Raw genomic sequence first — 24219 nt, 5'->3', positions numbered from 1 at the left:
GCAACGGATACCAAATGATGATTTATGAAAAAGTTTACTTTATTATTTACACTTTCTTTAATTAGTTGTGGGTGGCTTTTCGCCCAACGACAAGTCTCAGGGAAGGTGACTTCATCAGATGATGGAGCGTCGTTACCTGGTGTTACCATCCTCGAGAAAGGCACCACCAATGGTACCATCTCGGATATGGATGGGAACTATACGATTACGGTGCCTGAGGATGGAGCCACGCTTACCTTCTCTTTTGTAGGTTACCAAACTCAGGAATATCAGGTAGGAAGTAAGGCTCAACTGGATGTGACCTTGCAGCTGGACCTGACCGAACTGAATGAAATAGTAGTGATAGGCTATGGTCAGGTCCAAAAGGAAGACCTCACTGGAGCAGTAGCTACTGTTGATTCAAAGGACTTCAACAAGGGCGTTCTTTCTTCCCCTCAGGATTTACTGGTTGGTCGGGTAGCGGGGGTTTCTGTTACCACCAACAGTGGTGCTCCTGGATCGGGCGCTACCATTAGAATAAGAGGAGGATCTTCGCTAAGTGCCAACAATGATCCATTAATTGTGATCGATGGATTTCCAGTGGACAATAGCAATGTGAGTGGGATTTCTAATCCACTAGCCACTATTAACCCCAATGATATAGAAACCTTTACCGTGTTGAAAGATGCCTCAGCTACGGCCATCTACGGAGCTCGCGCATCCAATGGCGTGATCATCATCACTACTAAGAAAGGGCAAAATGGAGCTCCTCAGTTTAACTACAATGCCAAAGTCTCTGTAAGTGAGCCGATAGAGTTTGTAGACGTACTTAACGGGGATGAATATAGAGCCTTAGTTAACCAGCTCAACGATCAAGGTTTTAGTGGAATCAATCAAAATGCCGTGGACCTACTGGGTAATGAAAACACCAATTGGCAAGAGGAAGTGTTCAGAACATCCATCTCACATGATCACAACATCAATGCTTCTGGGTCGGTGGCAGATATACCATTTAGAGTTTCTTATGGATATACAGATCAACAGGGGATACTCAAGACTACTTACACCAAACGGCACTCTTTCGCAGTTAATCTGAGTCCCTCATTGCTAGACGATCACTTAAAAGTGAACCTGAATGCCAAACAGACTTTTGCCAAAACCAATTTTGGAGATCAGGGGGCAGTTGGCGCAGCAGTAGGTTACGATCCTACACAGCCGATATATAGCGGTAACGATGAGTTCGGTGGTTTTTTTGCCTTTACGGATGCTGATGGATTACCGATCACATTTGTGAGTAATCCGGTTTCCTTACTCGAGCTGAGAAACAATGTGGCTGATGTTAATCGCTTCATTGGAAACGTTCAACTGGACTACACGCTTCCTTTCTTTGAAGATTTGTCAGCCAACCTGAACGTAGGTTTGGACAAGTCCATGACTGATGGAATAGATGATGTGGAGCAAGGAGCTACCTGGACTTACAGAGACTATGCCGGTGGTAATGGAAGACTTCTGGACTATACAGCTGAGAATACTTCTGAGCTCTTAGATTTCTATTTGGCTTATAAAAAGGAAGTAGGTGTTCACAACATTCAGTTTACTACAGGCTATTCCTGGCAACACTTTTACAGAGAAGGCTCCACATTTGATCGCAATGGCGATGAAACACAGGTAAGACAAGATTCGGAATTCAAAAACGAAAATTACCTGATCTCCTTCTTTGGTCGTTTGAACTATGTGTTAGCTAATAAATACCTGATTACAGCTACCTTGAGAAACGACGGATCCTCACGATTTACCGGAGACAACCAGTGGGGATTATTTCCTTCATTGGCACTAGGGTGGAAAATAAGTGAAGAATCTTTCCTGGCTAACAACAGCTTTGTTTCTGATTTGAAACTTCGAGCTGGATATGGAATCACGGGTCAGCAAGATGTGACCAATAACCAGTATCCCGCTTTACCAATCTATCGGGAATCAATTGGAGGAGCCTCTTATCAGTTTGGAGATGAGTTTGTCAATACCCTTCGACCCGACCCATACGATGCGAACATTAAGTGGGAGGAAACGACTACATACAACATCGGTTTAGATTTTGGTTTCTTGAAAGACCGTATCTATGGATCGGTGGAGCTTTACCAGCGAAACACTGAGGATCTGATCAACAGAATTCCCATTCCTGGAGGTAGCAACTTCTCCAATTACCTGATTACCAATGTGGGTAATATGGAAAACAAAGGTTTTGAAGTGACTCTATCCGGCGTGCCAGTTTCTACTAAAAACTTCACCTGGAATGCAGGTGTGAACATCACCAGAAACATCAACGAAATTACCAAGCTAACTAAAACCGACGATCCTGATTATCAAGGTGTAGCGGTTGGAGGAATCAGCGGTGGGGTTGGTAACAATATCCAAATCCACACAGTAGGTTATCCTGCCAATTCCTTCTATGTGTTCCAACAAGTTTATGGGAGCAATGGAGCTCCAATAGAAGGACTCTATGTGAACAGGACTGGAGAGCCAGGAGAGGTGATCAGTAATGAGTTGAACAAATACCATTACAAGAACCCAGCGCCTGAAATGTTGATAGGAGTTAACTCCAGAATGAACTACAAGAACTTTGACTTTTCATTCTCTGGAAGATTTAGCATCAACAACTACGTCTACAACAACATCCAGTCTGGAGCAACTCTGGGTGGTTTGTATGTGAGTACTGGCTACTTCTCCAACATCCCATCAGCCGCTGCTGAGCGAGGCTTTAGCAATCCTCAATACTGGTCAGACATGTTCGTGGAGAATGCTTCTTTCTTCAAGCTGGACAATATTAGCCTTGGGTACACTTTTGGAAATATTGGTCCGGTAGAGGCTCGGGTTAGCGCTACAGTGCAGAATGCTTTCATAGTGACCAACTACTCTGGTTTGGATCCTGAGGTCAACGGAGGTATCGATAATAATATCTATCCACGGCCTAGAACTTATCTGCTAGGATTAAACCTCAACTTTTAATCAAAGTGCAAAGAATCATGAAAAAATATATCATACAACTAGTAATGGTCTTCACACTTATCTCCATGTCGGGGTGTCTGAATGACCTGGATGTAGAGCCGATTGATCCGAATCTCATCACTTCGGCCAATGTGTACGAAACTGTAGAAGACTACAAAAAAGGTCTGGCAAAACTCTATGCTACCTTCGCTTTGAGCGGACAGCAGGGACCTGCAGGACTTCCGGATATTGAAGGAATCGATGAAGGGTTTGGAAACTACCTGCGTCAGTACTGGAACTGTCAGGAGCTAACTACAGATGAGGCGGTGCTTTCCTGGAATGATGCCACCATTAAAGATCTACACTGGCACACCTGGACAGCCACAGACGTATTCATTGGGGCGATGTACTCTCGAATCATGTATTCAGTAGCTCTGTGTAACGAATTCATTAGAGTTACAGAGGGTAATGAGGATCCAGATATCAGCACGTTTCACGCAGAGGCGAGATTCTTAAGAGCGTTGGCCTATTCGCATGCGATAGATATGTTCGGCAATCCTTCATTTGTTACGGAAGCAGACTTACCTGGAGCATTCTTTCCAGAGCAGATCAGCAGAGCAGACTTATTTGATTACATCGAATCGGAGCTGATTGCCATAGAGGATGATCTCGGTGATCCAAGGTTCGAGTATGGTAGAGCAGACCGGGCCGCAGCCTGGATGGTGCTAGCCAAACTCTACCTCAACGCGGAAGTCTATATCGGAGAGCCTAAATATACCGAATGCATTGCAGTATTGGATAAGATTAATAATTCGGCCTATGAGCTCGCTGATGACTACATGCACAACTTCGTAGCTGATAATCACACCAGTCCCGAGATGATCCTACCGATCACCTATGATGGGATCAATACACAAAGCTATGGAGGGATGGTTTACTTACTTCATGCTCAGATTGGCGGATCCATGCCCACTTACGATCTGATGGGAACTGGAGAAGCATGGGCTGGATTAAGAACCACTTCCGCTTTGGTCAACAAGTTTGATTTGGATAACGACGGACGCGCGTTGTTCTGGACTGATGGACAGTCATTAGAAATCAATGATATCGGCTTGTTTACAGATGGTTATGCCATTACCAAGTTCAGAAATAGAAAGCTCAATGGAGATCCTTCAGATACAGATCAACCAGTATTTGTAGATACTGACTGGCCTATGTTCCGCTTGGCTGATGCTTACCTCATGTATGCAGAAGCTGTTTTGAGAGGAGGGTCTGGCGGCTCCAGAGCACAGGCTTTGACCTATGTAAATGAATTAAGAGAACGTGCATACGGCGATGCTTCTGGCAATATTACCAATGCCCAATTGACGCTTGATTTTATTCTGGATGAACGAGGCAGAGAGCTATTTTGGGAAGGTCACAGACGAACAGACTTGATTCGGTTCGGCGTATTCACCGGAAGTGAATACCTATGGCCATGGAAGGGAAATGTACAAGAAGGGGCGCCATCTTCATCACATAGAGACTTGTTCCCGATTCCATCTGCAGAGATTGGAGCTAATCCTAATCTAGAGCAAAATCCTGATTATTGATATTAACCTGAAATCGATATGAAACTATTCAAAAATATAACGAGCTACCTCTTCTTGATCGTGATTGCCCTGGTGGGAATGTCATGTGAAGAGGACATGGACAAAGTGACTTTGAAGGAGGAGATCTCAGTCAATACTTTGGCCGGCACTTCTTCAGACAATTACACCTTTACGTTTGAAACACGCCAGGAAGTATTCAATGAATTTACCTGGGATGTCCCTGACTTTGGTTTTGAGGCATCCATCACCTATACCTTGCAGATGGATACCGCTAGTGGAGATTTCTCATCTCCGGTCAATCTGGTCACAACTCAAAGCACCACGGCATCACCAACCATTGGGGTGGTCAACAATGCCCTGTTAGGAATGGGCCTTGATCCCGATGTAGCTGCCGGAATCAAATTTCGAGTGATGTCATCAGTTGGGGCTGGGGTAGACCCAGTATATACCAACGAAGTAACAACCTCTATCACTCCATACTTAGCAGTGTTCCCTCCAATTTACATTATTGGGGATGCACAAGGTTGGGACTTAGGTGCAGCGTTAGAGGTTAGCAGTACTGGTCCGGGTACCTATGAGGCTATTGGCATGTTTCAGGAAGCAGGTAAGTTCAGAATGTTTGCAACGCCATCGTGGGATGCAGAGCAGTGGGGCTTTAGTTTCTTTGAAGGTGGATCTATTCCGGATATCGTAGTAGATGGAGCGGATGGGGATTCCAACTTCTTATTTGAAGGAGCTACCGGAGTATACAAAATCACCATTAATCTGAACACCAAAACCATCGTGATGGAAGAAAGTGAACTTCCAACCTTATTCGTGATCGGCGATGGACAAGGATGGGATTTACAGCGAGCAGCTTCTTTAGCTTATATGGGTGGAGGTAAATACGAAGGAACAGCTACATTGCAAAAAGATGGTTACTTCCGTCTGTTCGAAAAAGCAGACTGGAATGCCTCTCAGTATGGCGCGGGATATTTTGCTGAAGGCTCCGTGCCGGAGACATTTACCGCAGCAGGTGATGGTGATGATAATTTCATCTTTACTGGAGAAACGGCAGAGTACCTGGTTACAGTAGACCTGGATGATTACACGATCACTTCCGAGATTGCATCTGCCTACCCATCAGCGTTATACTTAGTTGGAGACGATCAGGAATGGACATTTGCCAATTCACCAGTATTTACCGATCAGGGTGGAGGGGTTTTTGAAGCCACTGCTGATTTCACTAACGGAGCTACATTCCGCTTCTTCGAAGAAGTTGACAACTGGTCTGATGCCTATGGCTATGGTTACTTTGAAACCGTAGATGACGACCTGGGGTCCGTAGGTGATGGTGATGATAATTTTGTCTTCAATGGGACTGATGGCACCTATGTCATCACGGTATCATTTAGCGATAATTCGGTTACCATAGAGCCCTATTCGGCTTATCCGCCTGCACTGTACCTGGTAGGTGATGATCAAGGATGGACATTTGCCAATTCACCTGCATTCACAGATATGGGCAATGGAGTGTTTGAGGCTACAGATGTCACCTTCACCAATGGATCTACTTTCCGATTCTTTGAGGAGGTGGACAATTGGTCTGATGCCTATGGTGCAGGTTATTTTACCGGAGGGATTACAGGACCGCTTGAAGCCACTGGAGATGGAGATGACAACATCACCTTTAATGGGACCGATGGCTCCTTCAAAGTGACTGCCGATTTTGAAAGCAAGACCCTGACAATTGAATAAATAGAATTAAGTGAAGACTCGAATGTGCGGCATTCGAGTCTTAATTTAACTGTAGAAAATGAGAATGAAGTTGATGCTGTACTCGTTGGTTTTATCTTTTCTATTGATGATTTCCTGTACTGAAGAAACAGGCAGGAGAGGAGTAGACCCGGAACCTCAGGAGCCGAGTGATTCGCTAGTTGTTGAGAAGTTTTACTTTGGGGCCGATCTTTCCTATGTCAACCAGATACTAGATCATGGTGGTGCCTACTACGATGGCGGAGAACAAACATCTCCCTATCAAATATTCGCTGACCATGGAACGAATCTTGCTCGCTTTAGACTATGGCACGATCCGGAATGGACGCAAGAAGTCTATGACAATGGCACCCAGCAATACAACGATCTCTATGATGTAGAAAAGGCCATTCGATTATCCAAAGAGCAAGAAATGAACGTATTGCTGGACTTTCATTACTCTGATGATTGGGCTGATCCGGGCAAACAGTTTGTACCCGAAGCATGGGAAGAGATTACTGATATTGACATATTGGCCGACTCTGTTTACGAGTATACCCATCACGTGCTAAGTTACCTGAATGGCAAAGGGCTGATGCCTGAGATGGTCCAGATAGGCAATGAAACCAACTGTGGTATGATGCGCTCAGGAGGTAATGATAATTTCCCTGAGATGGATGTCTGTGAATCGGGATGGACCAATATGGGTATCGTTGTAAAAGCAGCCATAAGGGCTGTGAATGAAGTTTCAGCTGAATCGGAGGTAGATACCAAAATAGCCTTGCATGTTGCCGACCCTGTCAATGTGGAATGGTGGTTTGATGAAATAATTCAGCAAACCAGCGATTTCGATTTCATTGGGATATCCTACTATCCGTTATGGCATACAGGTGTCCAGTTCCATCAATTGGAGGATCGTATCCGAGAATTTCGTGAGCGATTCAATAAGGAAATTATCATTCTGGAAACCGCATATCCATGGACCACCGATGGAGCTGACAACTACAATAATCTGTTTGGTGGAGAAAATCCCATTTCAGGTTATGCTTTCACTCTGGAGGGACAAACCAATTACTTAATAGACCTGACCAAAGCGCTCAAGAATGCAGGAGCCTCCGGATTGGTTTATTGGGAGCCTGCATGGATTACCTCAGATATGAAGGATCAGTGGGGTACAGGGTCCTCATGGGAAAACAATACATTTTTTGATTTTGAAGGCAATGCGCTCAGCAATATTGACTTCATGACCTACGACTATGATTCCAATGATTAAGCGACATAAACTATACTTCTTCATGCTCTTATCAATGACTGTATTTGGGCTTCATGCCCAGCAGTCATTGAGGGAGCGAACCAACATTGACAAGGACTGGCGCTTTGCCTATGGACATGCCGCCGATCCGGCAAAGGATTTCAACTACGGTGTAGCTAATATCTTTTCTAAGTCGGGAAAGACGGAGGCAACTCCAATGAGTAAAGATTTTGTGGACACTACCTGGCGACATTTGGATCTGCCACACGACTGGGCAGTGGAGTTGCCGTTTGTGGAGGTGGACAACTTCGATGTGCAGTCTCATGGTTATAAACCAGTAGGAGGACTCTTTCCAGAAACAAGCGTTGGATGGTACAAGAAACAACTACATTTTGACGCAGCAGATAGTGGCGCGAGATTCGCAGTGACCTTTGACGGAATCTTCCGTGATGCGCGTGTTTGGATCAATGGCTTTTACCTCGGTAACAATGAAAGTGGTTACATGGGAGTGACCTATGATATCACTGACTACATCCACTTTGATAAACCCAATAACCTCGTGGTGAGGGTAGATGCCACCCAATATGAGGGTTGGTTCTATGAAGGTGCGGGAATCTATCGGCACATATGGCTGGAGAAGTATCATAACCTTCATTTTGCGAATTGGGGGGGCGTATTTGTGCAAGCTGACGTAACTGGTGAAGAAGCCATAATAACGGTAGAAACAGAAGTTGTCAATGAGACTCAATCACCAGCAAATGCCGAGGTTTATGCAGTAGTGATGGATCGCAATGGGAAAGAATTAGAGCGATCTGAAATTCAGTCGATTGTTTTGGGTCTTAATGGAAAAGCCTCCATAAAACACCAACTAACATTAACTAATCCAAATATTTGGGATCTGGACAATCCATATCTCTACAGGGTGAAGACGGTGCTTTTGTTGGATGGAAAACCCATAGATCATCAGGTAGAAAAGTTTGGAATTCGTACCATCGAAATTGACCCAAAAAGAGGGGTGGTATTGAACGGTATGCCCATTAAGATCAAAGGGACCAACAACCATCAGGATCATGCCGGAGTGGGCAGTGCCATGCCAGATTACCTGCAGTATTACCGAATCAAGCTCCTAAAGGAAATGGGTTCCAATGCTTACCGAGCCAGCCACAATCCACCAACTCCTGAGCTACTGGAGGCTTGCGATAGCCTGGGTATGTTGGTGATGGATGAAACCCGATTGCTCAATAGTAGCCCCGAGCACATGGATCAGTTTGAGAAACTAATCAAGCGGGACCGAAACCATCCGTCCATCTTCATGTGGTGTATTGGAAACGAGGAAGGATGGATTCAACAAAACAGTGTTGGGAAACGGCTTGCTCTGACCATGCTGGCTAAGCAAAAAGAATTGGATCCGACACGTACCAGCACGTATGCGGCAGATCTGGCCAATGTGTACAATGGGATCAATACGGTCATTCCGGTTAGAGGCTTTAACTACCGGGAGTATGGAATGGTGCCGTACCATAAGGATCATCCGAATCAACCAGTCATTGGTACCGAGATGGGAAGTACTGTGACCACTCGAGGTATTTATCAGGTTGATAGCTTGAAAGGCTATTTACCAGATCAGGATTTGAGCCATCCATGGTGGGCTTCTCTGGCAGAAGAGTGGTGGCCCATTGTCGCTGAAAATGATTGGCATTTGGGCGGGTTTATCTGGACTGGATTTGATTATCGGGGGGAACCTACGCCATTTACCTGGCCTAATGTGAATTCACACTTTGGAGTAATGGACGTATGTGGCTTTCCGAAAAACCTGTATTACTACTACAAGTCGTGGTGGGCAGATGAAGATGTTTTGCACATTTCGCCACATTGGAACTGGGCTGGACGTGAAGGAGAAACCATCGACGTATGGGTGAACAGCAATGCAGAAAAAGTGGAACTCTTTCTGAATGGCAAGAGTCTGGGTACCAAGAAAATGAAACCGAATAGCCATTTGCAATGGCAGGTGAAATATGCGCCTGGAGAATTAAAGGCGGTGGCTACCAGAGGAGGCCGAACGTTTAAGGCCTCACAGGTAACAACCGGAGCTCCTGTTCAGATAAAACTCCTACCAGACAGACAAATGCTTCGGGCAGATGGAAAGGATGCGACAGTAGTCAATGCAGTGGTGCTAGATAGAAATGGCAATGAAGTCCCTACCGCAAATAACCCCATCTATTTTGAGCTGGATGGGGATAGCGAAATCATTGGGGTGGGTAACGGTGATCCGAGCTCCCATGAAGATGATCAGGCTTCCAACAGATCTCTGTTCAATGGTAAATGTCAAATGGTTTTACAAGCCGGCGAATCTTCTGGTTTTGTGAAGGTGAGAGCCATTTCGCCGGGACTTCAAGCAGCCGAAATAACCATTGAACTGACCAATTCAGATAAGAAACTTTTAGGTATTAGGTAATGAGAAAAGTAATCGTCATAGCAATGCTCCTGCTAGTGGGGCCAGGGATAGCTATATCCTATTCGCAAGAAAATGTCATCGTGGATGAGACTGGAATCATGCGCTGGGGTGCCTCGGGAGAAGAGGTCCATGGGTTCGGTGTGAATTATACAGTTCCTTTTGCACATGCCTATCGCTCGGCCGAAAAACTAGGAGTAGATCCTCGAAAAGCAATTGATGAGGACGTATATCATTTTGCTCGCTTAGGATTTGATGCGTACCGGGTGCATGTATGGGATACAGAAATCAGCGATACGCTTGGAAATCTTTTGGAGAATGAACACCTGGATCTCTTCGACTACATGGTTGCTGAAATGCAGAAACGTGGGATGAAAATGCTGTTAACTCCCATTGCTTTCTGGGGGAATGGGTGGCCTGAACGAGACACCTGGACTCCCGGGTTTTCACATAAGTATGGCAAAGGAGCCTGCCTGACTAATGAAGATGCGATCAAAGCTCAGGAGAATTATCTGGCACAGTTTCTAAATCATGTCAATCCGTACACCGGTAAAGCTTACAAAGATGACCCAAGGGTCATTGCATTTGAGGTGAGCAATGAACCGCACCACCGCCAACCAGCTGATTCGGTGCAGCGTTATGTCACCAGGATGGTACAAGCCATGAAAAGTACCGGATGTGTTAAGCCCATTTTCTACAACATCAGTCATGGCATCAATTACATGGACGAGTACTTCGAAGCGGGAATTGATGGCGGGACATTTCAGTGGTACCCAACCGGATTAGGAGCAGGAGAGGAGCTAAAAGGCAACTTTTTGCCAAACGTGGATCGCTATGCCATTCCTTTCGACAAACATGAAGCTTTCAAAAAGGGAGCCAAGGTGGTGTATGAATTTGATGCAGCAGATGTTGGTAGGTCTTATATCTATCCCGCGATGGCTCGGAGCTTTCGCTCATCCGGCATCCAGTGGGCGACCCATTTTGCTTACGACCCTACTTATTTGGCTTATGCCAATACGGAGTACAACACGCATTATATGAATTTGCAGTACACTCCACAAAAGGCTCTGGCATTGAAAATAGCCAGTGAGGTGTTTCATCAGGTGCCTTTGTATGCCGACTATGGTCGATACCCTCAGAATACCTCATTCGATGATTTTACGGTGAGCTATGAAAGGGATCTGGCTGTTTTAAATTCGGAAGAGCAATTCATCTATACCAATCACAACGAGATAGCGCCGAAGAATCCTAAGCAATTGAAGCACGTCTCTGGCTGGGGGAATTCGCCAATCGTGCAGTACGAAGGCACAGGAGCCTATTTCCTGGACGTGATAGCACCTGGCGTCTGGCGTCTGGAAGTGCAGCCTGATGCAGTTTGGGTCAGTGATCCGTTTGGTAAGAATAGCTTGGACCGTAAGCTGTCAGAAATTATCTGGCGAACAAGATCCATGAAAGTCAACCTGGATCAGCTAGGCCCTGATTTTGAGTTGAAACCAATCAATGAAGGAAATAATTGGCAAGCTGAAGTAAATAAAGGAAGTTTTGAAGTCCGTCCAGGTACTTACTTTTTAGTGAAAAAGGGTGCAAAATTGAAAGTCAGTCCGGAAGAGGTTTGGAACAACATCCGACTAAATGAATTCGTGGCTGAAAAGTCAACCATCGATCAAACCTACGTCCTTCATGAGCTGGTGGAGTTTGTAGAACCGGGTATGGAATTGGTCATAAAGGCGACTGTAGTGACTGAGCAGAAACCTGAGAAGGTGACGCTACTCACTTATGACGGATGGCGACCTGTGCGCATAGAGATGACACAGAAACATGGGTTTGCATACGAGGCAAGCATAAAAGGTGAAATGATCAAAGATGGTATACTTCGCTATTACATACAGGTGGATGGTCAAATCTTTCCTTCTGGTGTAGCTGCTGAACCAGGCGACTGGGATTTTGATGCAGAGCCTTACACGGTATCGGTGGTTGATCCCAAAGAGCCATTGTATTTATACAATGCATTGCAAGATAATGAAGAAGTATCGCGGGTATGGAAGCCAAGTTCGTATGTGGCTCCGTCTTCACAGCCAGGAAAAGGAGAGTTGGTGCTAAAAATTGACGAATTATTCATTGTAGATGGTGAGAATCCAAGTGCTGAGCCAATCTATGATTACTCGATGCGTTATCATTTTGGGGATCGCCTCGACACCAGATCGCTTGAGGATTTCAAGCAACTAACACTGGTAGGGCGAAACCTTAAAGAAGGTAATGTGCCGATTCAGATAGCAATGGTCATGAAGGATGGTTCTACCTACGGACAAACGATTGAGTTGGGGAGTAAAGATGATTACTGTGTCTTGTTGTCTGAATTGAAGCCTGTGCGTATGGTGACGCTTCCACGGCCATATCCAACTTTTTTGCCGTATTACTTTGAGGGAAGTAGAGTCAGTCACTTTGACTTGAAAGAAATGGAGACGCTCCAAATCTCTATTGGTCCAGGTTTGACCGAGAAGGAGCAAAAGCAATCATTTGAAATTGCGATAGAGAGCGTTCGGCTGGAGTGAGAACTCTGGAGAACAGGTTGAAAAAAAATGATAATGAGAGAGTCTCAAAAGCTCTACCAAAAGTCATTCTGAAACTAGCCATTCGCATTTATTTCAGAATCTATGTGATCAACAATTAACTCATTTTAGATCCTGAAACATGTTCAGGATGACCTAAACGAACTTTTGAGACTCCCTCATTTTTTGTTTACTGTTTGATCACTTTGGATCGAATAGTCTGATCAGGTGTGCTTATTTCTAATAGATAGATTCCTGGTTTTAATTGCGCAACATTGATCGTCTCTATTGTTCCTACTTTATGTGATCTCAGCACTTTACCGCTAGTATCTAGCAGCTTGAGCTCTGCGTTGGTAGTACTACCCAGATTGATATACAGCTTTTCGTTGATCGGATTTGGGTAAAACTGAACCTGCTCCTTTGCAAACACTTCTGACTCATCAGCCAGACGATTACCGGAAGTGCTGATCATTTCCCATTGAGAATTGACGTGAGTGGTATTGGCCCACTGTCCGGCGGCATCTCCATTGGTGGTTCGGCCCATTCCATCCAGATAAAGTCCGGTGCTTCGGTTTCTAAGCTGGTAATAGTTGCCACTATATTGGATCAGCTCCCAGTGTGAATTGTAGCTGGTGGTGTTGCTCCATTGACCGACATCAGCTCCATTGGTTGTTCTGCCCATGCCATCAAGGAAAAGTCCGGTGCCTACATTTTGAAGTTGGTAATAATTTCCTCCCTGACTTATAAGCTCCCAGCGAGAATTAGGATGTGTCGTGTTTCCCCATTGTCCTACTGCATCTCCATTGGTGGTTCTTCCCATACCATCCAGATAGAGGTTAGAACCTCTGTTGCGGAACTGCACGTACTGACCACTTCCATTGTTACCGCCAGTATTGCCATTTCCTCCGCCAGAGCCACCTTCCAGGAAGGCGTCCATGGCAATAGAAGGTTGACCACTTTCTTGCCAGGCACCTTTCCCATAGCCTTTCCATCCATCATATACTTGAGGTTCCCAGTAGAACACACCCAAGCCATTGACAGATCGGGTTTTAGCCAACATATCAGCGATGAAATCACGAGTTGCTTGTGCTTCATCCTGTCGCATCCCGATTTCACAAATCATCACTTCCTTGCCATAGCGAGACTTCATGTCCTGCATGTTGGCAAGACAATCATTGGCCAATCCTTGCCAGGTATTAGGTTCTGGATACAGAGACATCCCGATGATATCAAAGTTGGCACCTTCAGAGATGATTCCACCAATGTTCCATTGATACAGTCCATTGTCATTGCCGTTGGCCAGGTGTACAATGGTCTGAATGCTGCTATTTACATCTTTGACCGCATTGTGACCTGAATTGACGAGCCAGGCATAGGTCTGCATGCTGTTGGTGGCTCGTCCATTTTCCCAGAGCATGCCATTGTTAGTTTCATTGCCAATCTGTACCCACTTAGGTGTGACCCCATTGGACTGCATGGTGCTGATGATGTCATGTGTGTAGCTGTACACCGCATCATAGAGCTGCTGGGTAGAATAGCCCGACCAGGCTGAGGGTTTGTTTTGCTGGCCAGGGTCAGCCCACGAGTCGCTGTAATGAATGGTCAGCATGATATCCATGCCGGCATTGGAGGCTCGGCCAGCGAGGTAAAGCATGTCATTGGTATCTGACCAGCCTCCGGATGGGTTCACCCAGGCTCTCAACCGGATCGAATTCATTCCGTGATCTTTGAGTATTTCAAAAAGATCCTCTTGATTGCCATTGTCGTTGTACCACTGGTAGCCGGAAGCTTCCATTTCACTGAGCCAGCTCACGTCTGCACCCTTAGCAAACTGTGCTGATACTTCTGATGGTATGCTCATGGCCATCAATAGCGCAAGGCATACCAGTCCCCATTGTTGGAGACAGTTCATCATTTTTTTCATGGTTAAAATAGGTTTTGTTAGTCGATTCGGACTCTCCGAATGTCTACTCTAAAACTATTTTGCTGAGAACGGGAAGATGGAAAGGTATCTTACGATTACTGATACTGAGCTTACATGAAGGAACTATTGCGTAAAAGCAATAGGCAAATAGGCAATAGGCAATAGGCAAGTAAGCTAGGCCATTGGATTAGCTTGTTTTTGGCTTCCAAGCCAGGAATACAAAGATCACACCTGGAAGCAGTAGGATCACGCCGGGAATTAGGGCATTTAACCAAAAAGCAAAAATAGCATCGATCAAGACGAATACCGATATCAAAGCATAGACAATCCTGCTTGGTTTGGATAGTGCTATCAGGCCAAAGATGGCAAGTACGATGAGTTGAATGGATGGGGCAAGGAACAAGATTGGGAATATCTGTTTGACCAAATCTGATACATCGGATTGTTGTACCATGTCATTGATGTAGTTAATGCCACTCATGTGAAGAATGCCGACTGCAAGGAGTAGGATGCAGGCAATTGCACACAAGACGTTCATAACTCCAGATCTTCTCATAAGTTTGTTTTATTCCTAGATGAGTGTTAGGTGCAAAGGGTTGCTTTTCTGCTTTGGTTAGCGTTCAAAGCCGGTTTTTGTTATGAGAGGCTGGCCAATGCGAGAAAGGGAAACTATAAACGGTTGATCTCAGCCAGTTGTGGTTTTCTTTTCGTCATATTCTTTCACCTGCTTCTTGGTCGCAAGTCCTTTCCAGCTTTGCTCCAGGACTTCCGTCAATAGTTTTTTGTCATGGCAATGTATCCACATACAAATGTACGGATAGGCTTTAAAGTGGTCGGGTAAATGAAAGATTTCAGGGTGGCTATCTAGATATTTGTCCCTTAGGTCAAAGTCAAGGCGTATTGGAATGAATTCACCACTATCGTGCAGTCGGCACATTAGTTTTCCACGCACTTTTACCGATGGTGTGCCTTCATGTGATATGCTTTCTTCTGTATTGGGAAATGTCAAAGCAATATTCTTGACCAGGTCAAAGTCAGCATAGTTATAATTGATTGTTTTCTTTTTCATAGTCAATTTCTCGTTATCGCCAGCAAATTCTTGTATCAAAGCTCTATTAAGTTACACCGTTGTAAACTCTAATCAATGGCTTTTCAATGATGGAAGCACCAGCAAGGCCTGGTACAATACATATTTTAACTCATGGTCTCGTTTCAGAGCGAAACTGGCCCGTTTTTGGCCATCGTGTTTAACCTCCATCTGTGACACATCATTTGACGAAATTGGGTGAAGTGCTTAAAAGGTGGTCTGTTGACCGCCTAGAGGCTTTTATATTGGTCATATGTAAGTAACACCAAAGATGTCAGAGGCTCTCAAAGATGGTCTGTTTCAGAAGAAAGTAATATTTAATTATCTTAAAGATTAAGTGTCATGCCCTGTTTAGGGATGAACCATAAACCAGTATTGAATGATTTGTGCTATTTCCTGCATTATTTTTTACATAGTCAGCATGATAGTTTTACTTAATTACAGCTCCACTAAACTTTATGATTGAATGCCCCTTTTTATGGATCTTCATATGGTGCCTGATGCAGAACTCGACGATGTAGTCGAGGCTCATAAGATGGATGTTGCCGTACAGGATCAATATGGGTGCAATTGTATGACTTTCTGGTATGATCAATTCAGAGGTAATGCTTTTTGCCTGATTGAGGCACCGGATAAGGAAGCAGTTATTGAAATGCACAACGAAGCTCATGGATTAGTACCACACAAAATAATGGAGGTAAACAGCAACCTTGTAGCTGCTTTTCTGGGGAGAATACAGGATCCTAAATCCCTGGAAGGAATGAGTAAAACCGATATCAAGGCATTCTACAGTGATCCGGCGTTTCGTGTGCTGTTGGTGACGGTGAGTATGGATTTTAAATTATTGGCTTACAAAGAAGGTAATGCCAGAGCGTATGAACTCTTTTCTCTGCAAAACGAAATAGTACAGGAACAAATCAAAAGTCATGAGGGACAGGAAATTGAAATGGAAAACAATGGCTTTGTTGCTTCTTTTATTACCACAAAACAAGCCGTTCAATGTGCCCAGGCCATACAAAAGCAACTGCACATAGCTGCTGATATTCTGGAATTTCGGGCTGGCTTGCACGCTGGGATTCCAGTCACTAACAGTGAAGAGTTGTTCGGGGAGGCGATACGGTATGCCAGACATTTGTGTTTGTTTAGCAGGCAAAGGCAAATGATTATTTCGGATAAGGTGAATCAGCTCTACAGGGAAGATGAAAGTATTTTATCAAACAAAAAGGTGAAGATTATCACGCCAGAAGAAGAGTCATTCCTGGAAAAACTTTTCGAGTCGCTGGTTGAGCATTGGAATAACCCTGAATTTGATGTGAATCAACTTGCTTCTCATCTTTTTGTCAGCAGTTCTCAATTATATCGAAAAACAAAAGGAGCTACTGGTCAGTCCCCAAATGAATTACTCAGGGAGTACCGATTGTTCAAGTCGCAGCAGCTGCTAAACAAGACGGATGGTAATATTTCTCAGGTGGCATTTGATGCAGGTTTTAGTAGTCCTTCTTATTTCACCCGGTGCTTTCAAAAGAGGTTTGGTATAAAGCCTCTGGGCTATGTGAAGCAAAAAGGAAAAAATGATTGAAGGTTGCTATTTCCTGATTAAAATGTGAAAGCCTTTCCCTGCATGTGCTCATAGCTTTGTCTTCATAATCAAAAAACAAAAATGTCATGAAAACACTCAAAACATGCACAATTATCGTCATCCTGTTTTTAGTAAACGTGGGTTACGCACAAAAAAAGCAACCTGACAATTCTATCAAAATGAAAACTTACTTGATTAAAAGGGATATGCCAGGTGCTGGCAAGCTTTCCCAGGAAGATCTGCAAGGTGCTTCTAAAAAATCCGTAGATGTTTTGGACGAAATGAACACGGACATTAAGTGGATCAATAGCTATGTAGTGGATAATCAGCTGTACTGCGTATATGAGGCCGAAAACAAATCACTTATTAAAGAACACGCTAAAAAAGGTGGATTTCCTTGCACTGAAATCATGGAAATAAAGGCCAACATAGGACCTGCAACGGCAGTTGCAAACAAGGATGAGAAGTAAATATTCTTCAGGTTTTAAAGAATGAGGTGTCTCAAAAGTGCTGTTTGGTCATACTGAACCTGTTCAGGGTCTACAGTTTATTCAGGCTTTTGAGACACTCTCTCCTGCTTTTGTTGGCTTTTCAATCGATAGAAGGACCAGCAAGGGCTATGGAACTCCAAACCGGTTTTTGACACTTGGCCTCATTTCATAGCGAAACTAGCCGCAGTAAGGACAGGATCAAACCGGATACCTTGTGAAGCCGGGAATTATCATGTCAAGAAAGGAATTCGATTAGGTGAAGCCTTCAGATGAGTAAAAGAAGCCAGGGTGGCACCTGGATCAGGAGTGGCAGAGAATCCTTTCCCTTGCTAGCCGATACTTTTTCTGTTAGTTTTAACGAGTGCAGTGAAGGAGGTAGTGTCTAATATCAGGCCTCTGATGAAGCACTACCTGTTATGAGAATTTGCTTTACCATCGGCCTACTCGTTTTGCTCAATGTACCTGGGGTTACCCAGCAACAAAGTCATGTGACTAAGAGCACCATTCCCTTTAGGTTGACCGAGCACAACAATCTATCCATAGAAGCGGTCATCAATGGATCTGATACGGTCGATTTAATGCTGCATACGGCAGTTGATGCAGTGAGTATCATTCAGCGTGTGGCCAAAGACCTGAAATCGATCACATGGAGTGAGCAAGCTGAGGTGCAAAGTTGGGGTGGGGCGGATATTTCCAGAAGCAGTCACGCCAATGACCTGAGCATACAAGCACTAGAGTGGGATAGCCTCACTATCTGGGAGTGTCTACACTCCGGGCCACTTACCGATGGGAAATTTGGACTGAATCTTTTTGGCGACCAAATAGTGGAACTCAATTTTGAAGAGCAACAAGTGCTCCTACATGATTCGCTTCCTGCAAAAACGAAACACTACCAACAGTTCAGTCTGGAATGGACCAAAGGGATGATGTTTATAGAGGGGACAAGTATCGTAGGGGATAGCGTTTTTCAAAACAGATACTTGATTCACTCCGGGTATGGTGGAGCACTCTTATACGATGATCAGTTTGTGGCCTCCACGGGAATCGGAAACTATTTGAAGATTACCAACACCAAGTCATTGAAGGATTCATACGGGAACGTCATCCAGGTACAAAAAGCTATACTTCCTGTATTCCAAATAGGAGATTTCGAATTCAGCGAGGTGCCCGTGGGCTTTTTCGAAGGGGCCATCGGCAGGCAACAAATGAGTGTGCTGGGCGGTGATTTATTGAAACGGTTCAATATCCTTATCGATCTGAAAAGCAGAAGCATCTATTTACGCCCCAATTCCCTGATGAATCTGCCTTACGCTAATTAGGTGTTGGGTGTTGAGACTCGCACTGCTGGCTATCCCTGATGTGTTGATCAGGATGGATAACACCAATAAGAGCAAAAATTGAGTAGCAGTAACGTTCTAGGTATTTTTTAATTTCCGTTTTTTACAAAATATCGTTATTCTTCTTTTATTCAATGGACCTAAAAGATCCTGTTCACTTTTAGCTGGTTGCACCTGTCTTCAATGGCTGGGGAATCAGAGGTAAACATGCGGTAAATGAAAGCTTGCCATATTATTTATCGACTAACTGCGATCATCATCGCAATTACTCTTACTCTTTTTAGTTGCAATCAGTCTAATCAGGAGACCATTGAAAGTTTAAATCAAGGTGTGGTCTTGATTGATTTGTCGGCTCCAAGATCAGTGCAATTATCAGAATTGGTGGAAGAATTAAACTTTGTTTGGTTCGATATTGAGGATCCAATTAGCTTTGGAAATGTTATCATTAAACAAGAAAAAATTTACTACCACGATCTGCAGCAAATGATCATTTATGTATTTGATCTTGAAGGAAAACTTCTTCATAAGCTTGATGCAGTAGGTGAGGGGCCAGATGAATACTCTTCTATTGGAAACTTTGAGGTTCATGAAAATGGATCTCTGACAATTTATGATTTCCAGCTAGGCAAAAGAATTGACTATGATGCTGATCTGGAATTCACAAAACAAGTGAAAATGGATTTGACCCTTCCTTTTCAGCAAATCACCAGGCTGGCAAGTGGGAATTACCTGATGCAAACGAATCACAATACGAAGGTTATAGACGGGCAATTGACGAATTGCGAGTATGTTTTGACTGATTCTTTGGGCAATCCCCTTGAGAAATTTTTTGATAAACTATATCCAGGTGAGCAAAGTGAATCTTACGTGTCTTATCAACCCTTTCCACTCCAAATGATTCGGGATGAGCAAGGAACTATCTATGGTAATGTAAACTATGATAACTCACTCTACCAGTTTGACGGGAGCGATTTTAGCAGATTTCTAGAAGTAGAATATATCAATGGGAATTCTATAGATTATGAAGAAATGGTCAAGCTGTCCAAGATGGACCAAATGAAATACCTAGCACGTTCAGATGAATTTATTGGCAAGGTGAGTGCGCCAAACTTCGAAGTATACAATCAAAAGTTGACACTAATCAATTACTTCAAACGTGCTTCAAGTGGTCAAGGTGTTTCATTTAATCATTACATCATGCTAAAGGATACGGTGTTTCACGCTTCGGAAATAGTTAATGATTTCTCCGATTTTCCGGATCGGATCAATTTGTCCTATTCGGGTTCAGGTTATTATTATTTAAGTCCGTGGTATGATGGGAATCTGGCGACTTTACTTTATCCAAATGAACTCCTTGAGTATGGGGAAGTAATTACACTGAGTGATGGCAGAGAAGTGAGCTATGACGATAATCCGATACTCCTATTGATGCCCGTTAGAGAGGCATTGTTGTGAAAGACAATTTTTCATTTAGCTATCGACCATCCCAGATTCCTAGGTCGTAAGAATTATCATCTCTACAAGGCAAGGCATTAAATAGATCACTTTTCCTGATCCACTTTCAATTGCTCTTGCTCCAACTGTTCTTGCAGATCCTGATTGGTAGGGTCTTCACTGGCACGCTTGAAGGCTTCCACATACTCTGGAAAATCACGGTATCTAAATTCCAATAGGGCATACTGAGGGAGTAGCAGCAGGATAAGTCCAATGATGTCAAAAGCGATGGTTCGCTTGAGAATAGAGAAGTAGAATGCTTCTTTATTTCGCAAATAGTTGATTGCGCAAATGATGATCACCAGTGATAGGGCAATGATGCCAATTTGTAGATTCAATCTAGCTCCTGGCCATTGGAAAATGATGAATGATATCCCCGTAATGGTGATTGCTAGGGCTATTCCTGCAGGAATACTTCCGACGATCCTCATCGTTTTCAAATCAACATATGAACTCTTCTTAAATATATTTCTGCCCTTCACACCATTAAAAAGAGCGAAACTGAAGTAAAAGTAAATGATGGACAGAGAAGTGAGCGAAAGTAACAGAATCATGGCGCTGCCTGGAACCAAAAAGAGGTACAGAGCCAGAGATATCAAAGCCACTACGCCAAGGATGATTTCAAGTTTTTTCATGAGATACAGTTAAGTTTGGTGATTCAGTATTTGGCTAAAATAGGTGAATAAATAGGGTTTCCTGTCTTTGCCGGTGGTCACCGAAGCTTCGGTCTGAACTGGTAACACCAACAAGTGCAATCGAAATTCAAGTAATTAAAATCCTAAAATGATAATCATTGGTTAATTATTTATCATTTTAGTAAAAAATTACCCAATAATGATTAACAGACTAAATCTTCCGGCATTTATTGCTGCATTGTTACTATTCTCTCAAATAAACGCTCAGGTTCTAGATGAGAGTTTCCCGAATATTCAAGTTAAAGGTCGTTCTGTATTGAGGTCATTTGCTGAACTGGCCGACGGTAAATTATTAATATCTGGAATTCATCCAACGAATCCGGAGAAATCATTGATTTACCGTATTACACCAGATGGTGAAATAGATGAAAGCTTTAAGACTGATCTTCAAGGGCAATTTTATGTTAAAAACAATGGAAATATCATCGTTGCCAGATTTGGACAAATCGATGAACTTGATCCAAGTGGTTCAATAATTCAAACCAAGTATCTGGAAGGTTATATTGGAGGAGTAGGGGTCCTTTCAAATGATGAGATTGTTGTGGTCAGTGGCACTAACCTTATTAAGTATGATCAAGACCTCAATATTGATGAAAGCTTTAATGTTGAAACCACTGGAAGAATAAGTAATCTACTTTGTCAAGATAACATCGTATATATATCAGGTTATTTTGATGCAGTTAATAACGTAACCGTTCCTGGTTTTGCTAAAATCCTCTCAACGGGAGAAGTTAGCGCAAGTTTTAATCCTGAGATTGACAAGTCAACTGAGGTTCTAGATATGGAAATTCAGTCAGATGGTAAAATAATATGTATAATTAAAAATGACCCTCATATAATAAGGTTAAACGAAAATGGAGCTATTGATGAAACTTATTCATTTAATGACTCGGATAAGTACTTTGGTTCTAACAAACTTGAACTGCAAAACAATAAAGCACTTGTTCATCTTTACTCTTTTGAAGATCCACATTATCATTATTTAGTCCGTTTAAACGAAAATGGCACTATTGATGAGACTTTTTCCATGATAAAAACAATTCCCTCTTCAAATTTACCTTATTACTACACAACATCTGATGGATCAATTTATACAAGTATTGAGTTAGATCAAGATCATAATTATTATGGGATTACAAAAATTCACAATGGTGAGGTAACCCTATCCTTCAAACCAGAATTCTATGATAAAGGGTATTTGTATGAGGTGCATAATAAGGACAATACGATATATCTAGTAGGCGAATTCAATCAAATAAATGACATTAAAGTCAAAAATGGAGCAATTCTAGATTTGCAGGGAAATGTTCTGGACTTTAATGTTAAGGAGAATAAACACTCTCGTATGAATATGTATAAATGGGGTTCGAACTCCTATTTAATATTTGATTACGAAAGAAATCTGAATGTCGTTAATGAAAGTGGCGAAAAATTATTTTCTATTGAAACCCCTGGTTTCAGCATTCCTTTTTACAGTCTAGACAGCTACTGTATTTTGAGCAACGACCTGCGTCTTATTAGTTTCAATCAAAAACTTTTCGCCTATAATATAGACGGTACTATCGATCATAATTTTCTAAAAAATACAATTACAGGAGTTTCTGTTTTCAAAGAACTACCATCTGGAGAAATACTATTGGGAGGTTGGGATATTAAAATAGATGATGTTTCTCAAGGCCCACTACTTAAATTAAAATCTAATGGAGAGTTGGATGACTCATTTAAAAACGGGTTTGAAGAATTTTATGGATCCATCCACCGCATCAATATTAACCAATTTGGAGAAATAGCAATTACGGGTGATTTTACCCATTATGAAGATATTGAATTATCAAAAGTTGTAATAATTGATAGTGATGGGAATTTTATTAACACATTCGAGAATGATATGTATAGACTATATAGTTTAGAAGGTTGTAGGAATGGGTTTATGTATTCTGACGGATCTTCTGGCTACAGCTTTAGGAACTCCAATGGTGATATTGTTGGTGATTTTGAAATGATTCCTGACCTCTACCTTGAACAGCTATGGGGCATCTCATTTGATTCTAGCAACCCTAACTCCGTTTATCTTGCCGGAGACTTTACTATTGGAGATATAAAACATCAACTCATTAAGTTAGAATTCGAAGACAAATATCCTACGATTACGAACTTGGATATAGAATCTAATGTCGAAGATGAGCCAATCTCAATTTCACTGGATAATGCAACTATCATTGATGAAGATAGTGATCCATCTGAATTGAAGTTAACAGTACTTGAAAACGCTAATTATACTTATCAGGACTCTCAAATAATTCCAGCTGAGAATTACAATGGGCCATTGATGATCAAACTACGAGTTGATGATGAATCTCATGAAGGATATGTATATGAATTTCCAGTGGAGGTTACTCCAGTCAATGACCCTCCTACTAATTTAACTTCTAATACAGAGTTTGCCGGAACACAAGGACAAGTTATTGAAATGACGTTAACGGATTTCACTGCGGAGGACGTAGACAATGTTTATCCTGATGACTTCACATTGAAAATTCTAGAAAATGAACATTATGAACTTGTCAGCCCAGGAATCACTACTTCTATTGACTTCAATGGAGAAATTTCAGTTCCAGTAACGGTCAATGATGGTGAATTCAATAGTGACACGATACAGCTAACCATTCCAATAGCAGTAATTGCTTCAACACCAAAGTTGCAATCCATTCAGTTGTTCCCAAATCCTGCGACGGATTTCATCAGCTTTAAAAACAGTCCTGCTGATCTATCAATCATCATCAGAGATCTCAACGGAAAAGAACTTCTAAGTGAATCAGCAAGTCAAGATAACCATCGAATGGAGATCAGGAATGTACCAAACGGCATTTATTTAATTGAGTTAAACACGGGTGGCAGTCAATATCAACAAAAGATTATCATCAACCATTAGAAAATCAAAGGCCAGCATACTCGTTGGCCTTTTTCATGATATCCCGGACTCACTATACTGAAGCCTTTTCCGAAAATGGACATGGGTACATTTGAGATTAATAGAAAGCAACCCTTTTATTGCACTCCAGAAAATGTAAT

Annotated in this window: 15 protein-coding genes; 11 read left to right on the top strand and 4 right to left on the bottom strand. The window is 42.7% G+C overall.

From position 1 onward, the window contains the following. Nucleotides 1–24: 24 nt before the first annotated feature. From ACO067_RS03270 to ACO067_RS03245, 6 genes are read left to right on the top strand one after another with little or no spacing between them, the layout of a single operon-like run. The gene (locus tag ACO067_RS03270; RefSeq protein WP_421870754.1) at nucleotides 25–2982 is read left to right on the top strand and encodes a SusC/RagA family TonB-linked outer membrane protein; all 2958 of its coding nucleotides are present in this window, start codon (nucleotides 25–27) and stop codon (nucleotides 2980–2982) included. Nucleotides 2983–2999: 17 nt separating this feature from the next. Beyond that, nucleotides 3000–4553: a RagB/SusD family nutrient uptake outer membrane protein gene (locus ACO067_RS03265; RefSeq protein ID WP_421870751.1), complete on the top strand. Its 1554-nt coding sequence runs from the start codon at nucleotides 3000–3002 to the stop codon at nucleotides 4551–4553. Between the two features lie 18 nt (nucleotides 4554–4571). Further along, nucleotides 4572–6290 carry a SusE domain-containing protein gene (locus ACO067_RS03260; protein ID WP_421870748.1) on the top strand — a complete coding sequence of 573 codons (1719 nt, stop codon included), beginning with the start codon at nucleotides 4572–4574 and terminating at the stop codon, nucleotides 6288–6290. A 58-nt stretch (nucleotides 6291–6348) separates the two neighbouring features. Continuing rightward, complete coding sequence (locus ACO067_RS03255; protein WP_421870745.1) at nucleotides 6349–7560, top strand: glycoside hydrolase family 53 protein; 1212 nt, start codon at nucleotides 6349–6351, stop codon at nucleotides 7558–7560. Continuing rightward, nucleotides 7553–9994, top strand: a complete 2442-nt coding sequence (galA, locus tag ACO067_RS03250) for a beta-galactosidase GalA (RefSeq protein ID WP_421870742.1) — start codon at nucleotides 7553–7555, stop codon at nucleotides 9992–9994. Before ACO067_RS03255 ends, galA begins: the two co-directional genes overlap by 8 nt. Further along, entirely contained in the window at nucleotides 9994–12543 is a 2550-nt protein-coding gene (locus ACO067_RS03245) for a cellulase family glycosylhydrolase (RefSeq protein WP_421870739.1), read from the top strand. Before galA ends, ACO067_RS03245 begins: the two co-directional genes overlap by 1 nt. A 187-nt stretch (nucleotides 12544–12730) precedes the next feature. Here the strand turns inward: ACO067_RS03245 and ACO067_RS03240 are convergent, their stop codons facing one another. The 3 genes from ACO067_RS03240 to ACO067_RS03230 form a co-directional block, all read right to left on the bottom strand. Further along, on the bottom strand, nucleotides 12731–14455 hold the full coding sequence (locus ACO067_RS03240; RefSeq protein WP_421870736.1) for a glycosyl hydrolase 53 family protein: 1725 nt from the start codon (nucleotides 14453–14455) through the stop codon (nucleotides 12731–12733). 196 nt (nucleotides 14456–14651) lie between these two features. Further along, nucleotides 14652–15020: a hypothetical protein gene (locus ACO067_RS03235; RefSeq protein ID WP_421870733.1), complete on the bottom strand. Its 369-nt coding sequence runs from the start codon at nucleotides 15018–15020 to the stop codon at nucleotides 14652–14654. Between the two features lie 129 nt (nucleotides 15021–15149). Continuing rightward, nucleotides 15150–15533, bottom strand: a complete 384-nt coding sequence (locus tag ACO067_RS03230; protein ID WP_421870730.1) for a hypothetical protein — start codon at nucleotides 15531–15533, stop codon at nucleotides 15150–15152. A 496-nt stretch (nucleotides 15534–16029) separates the two neighbouring features. Here ACO067_RS03230 and ACO067_RS03225 point away from each other — a divergent pair, with 496 nt between their 5' ends. From ACO067_RS03225 to ACO067_RS03210, 4 genes are all read left to right on the top strand, one after another. After that, entirely contained in the window at nucleotides 16030–17130 is a 1101-nt protein-coding gene (locus ACO067_RS03225) for a nickel-binding protein (RefSeq protein ID WP_421870727.1), read from the top strand. Between the two features lie 86 nt (nucleotides 17131–17216). Continuing rightward, nucleotides 17217–17600 (top strand): DUF4242 domain-containing protein, encoded by a 384-nt coding sequence (locus ACO067_RS03220; protein ID WP_421870724.1) that lies wholly within the window; start codon nucleotides 17217–17219, stop codon nucleotides 17598–17600. A 437-nt stretch (nucleotides 17601–18037) separates the two neighbouring features. Next, nucleotides 18038–18940, top strand: a complete 903-nt coding sequence (locus tag ACO067_RS03215) for a hypothetical protein (RefSeq protein ID WP_421870721.1) — start codon at nucleotides 18038–18040, stop codon at nucleotides 18938–18940. A 234-nt stretch (nucleotides 18941–19174) separates the two neighbouring features. Continuing rightward, a complete protein-coding gene (locus ACO067_RS03210) occupies nucleotides 19175–20413 on the top strand; it encodes a 6-bladed beta-propeller (protein ID WP_421870718.1) in 1239 nt (412 codons plus the stop codon). A gap of 86 nt (nucleotides 20414–20499) precedes the next feature. Here the strand turns inward: ACO067_RS03210 and ACO067_RS03205 are convergent, their stop codons facing one another. Continuing rightward, on the bottom strand, nucleotides 20500–21087 hold the full coding sequence (locus ACO067_RS03205) for a hypothetical protein (RefSeq protein ID WP_421870715.1): 588 nt from the start codon (nucleotides 21085–21087) through the stop codon (nucleotides 20500–20502). A 199-nt stretch (nucleotides 21088–21286) separates the two neighbouring features. On the opposite strand from ACO067_RS03205, the gene ACO067_RS03200 reads away from it, so the two are divergent. After that, on the top strand, nucleotides 21287–24079 hold the full coding sequence (locus ACO067_RS03200) for a T9SS type A sorting domain-containing protein (RefSeq protein WP_421870712.1): 2793 nt from the start codon (nucleotides 21287–21289) through the stop codon (nucleotides 24077–24079). The last annotated feature ends 140 nt before the right edge of the window (nucleotides 24080–24219 follow it).

Source organism: Marinoscillum sp. (genome assembly GCF_965229915.1).
Taxonomy (GTDB): Bacteria; Bacteroidota; Bacteroidia; order Cytophagales; family Cyclobacteriaceae; genus Marinoscillum.
Note: the sequence above shows the minus strand (reverse complement) of the source record. Positions and strands in the feature narration are given on the sequence as shown.

Coding starts and splice junctions, on each gene's coding strand:
- ACO067_RS03240 (WP_421870736.1), bottom strand. CDS start 14,455: ATGATGAACTGTCTCCAACAATGGGGACTGGTATGCCTTGCGCTATTG.
- ACO067_RS03245 (WP_421870739.1), top strand. CDS start 9,994: ATGAGAAAAGTAATCGTCATAGCAATGCTCCTGCTAGTGGGGCCAGGG.
- ACO067_RS03260 (WP_421870748.1), top strand. CDS start 4,572: ATGAAACTATTCAAAAATATAACGAGCTACCTCTTCTTGATCGTGATT.
- ACO067_RS03210 (WP_421870718.1), top strand. CDS start 19,175: ATGAAAGCTTGCCATATTATTTATCGACTAACTGCGATCATCATCGCA.
- ACO067_RS03200 (WP_421870712.1), top strand. CDS start 21,287: ATGATTAACAGACTAAATCTTCCGGCATTTATTGCTGCATTGTTACTA.
- ACO067_RS03235 (WP_421870733.1), bottom strand. CDS start 15,020: ATGAGAAGATCTGGAGTTATGAACGTCTTGTGTGCAATTGCCTGCATC.
- ACO067_RS03220 (WP_421870724.1), top strand. CDS start 17,217: ATGAAAACACTCAAAACATGCACAATTATCGTCATCCTGTTTTTAGTA.
- ACO067_RS03255 (WP_421870745.1), top strand. CDS start 6,349: ATGAGAATGAAGTTGATGCTGTACTCGTTGGTTTTATCTTTTCTATTG.
- ACO067_RS03270 (WP_421870754.1), top strand. CDS start 25: ATGAAAAAGTTTACTTTATTATTTACACTTTCTTTAATTAGTTGTGGG.
- ACO067_RS03225 (WP_421870727.1), top strand. CDS start 16,030: ATGGATCTTCATATGGTGCCTGATGCAGAACTCGACGATGTAGTCGAG.
- ACO067_RS03230 (WP_421870730.1), bottom strand. CDS start 15,533: ATGAAAAAGAAAACAATCAATTATAACTATGCTGACTTTGACCTGGTC.
- ACO067_RS03215 (WP_421870721.1), top strand. CDS start 18,038: ATGAGAATTTGCTTTACCATCGGCCTACTCGTTTTGCTCAATGTACCT.
- ACO067_RS03205 (WP_421870715.1), bottom strand. CDS start 21,087: ATGAAAAAACTTGAAATCATCCTTGGCGTAGTGGCTTTGATATCTCTG.
- galA (WP_421870742.1), top strand. CDS start 7,553: ATGATTAAGCGACATAAACTATACTTCTTCATGCTCTTATCAATGACT.
- ACO067_RS03265 (WP_421870751.1), top strand. CDS start 3,000: ATGAAAAAATATATCATACAACTAGTAATGGTCTTCACACTTATCTCC.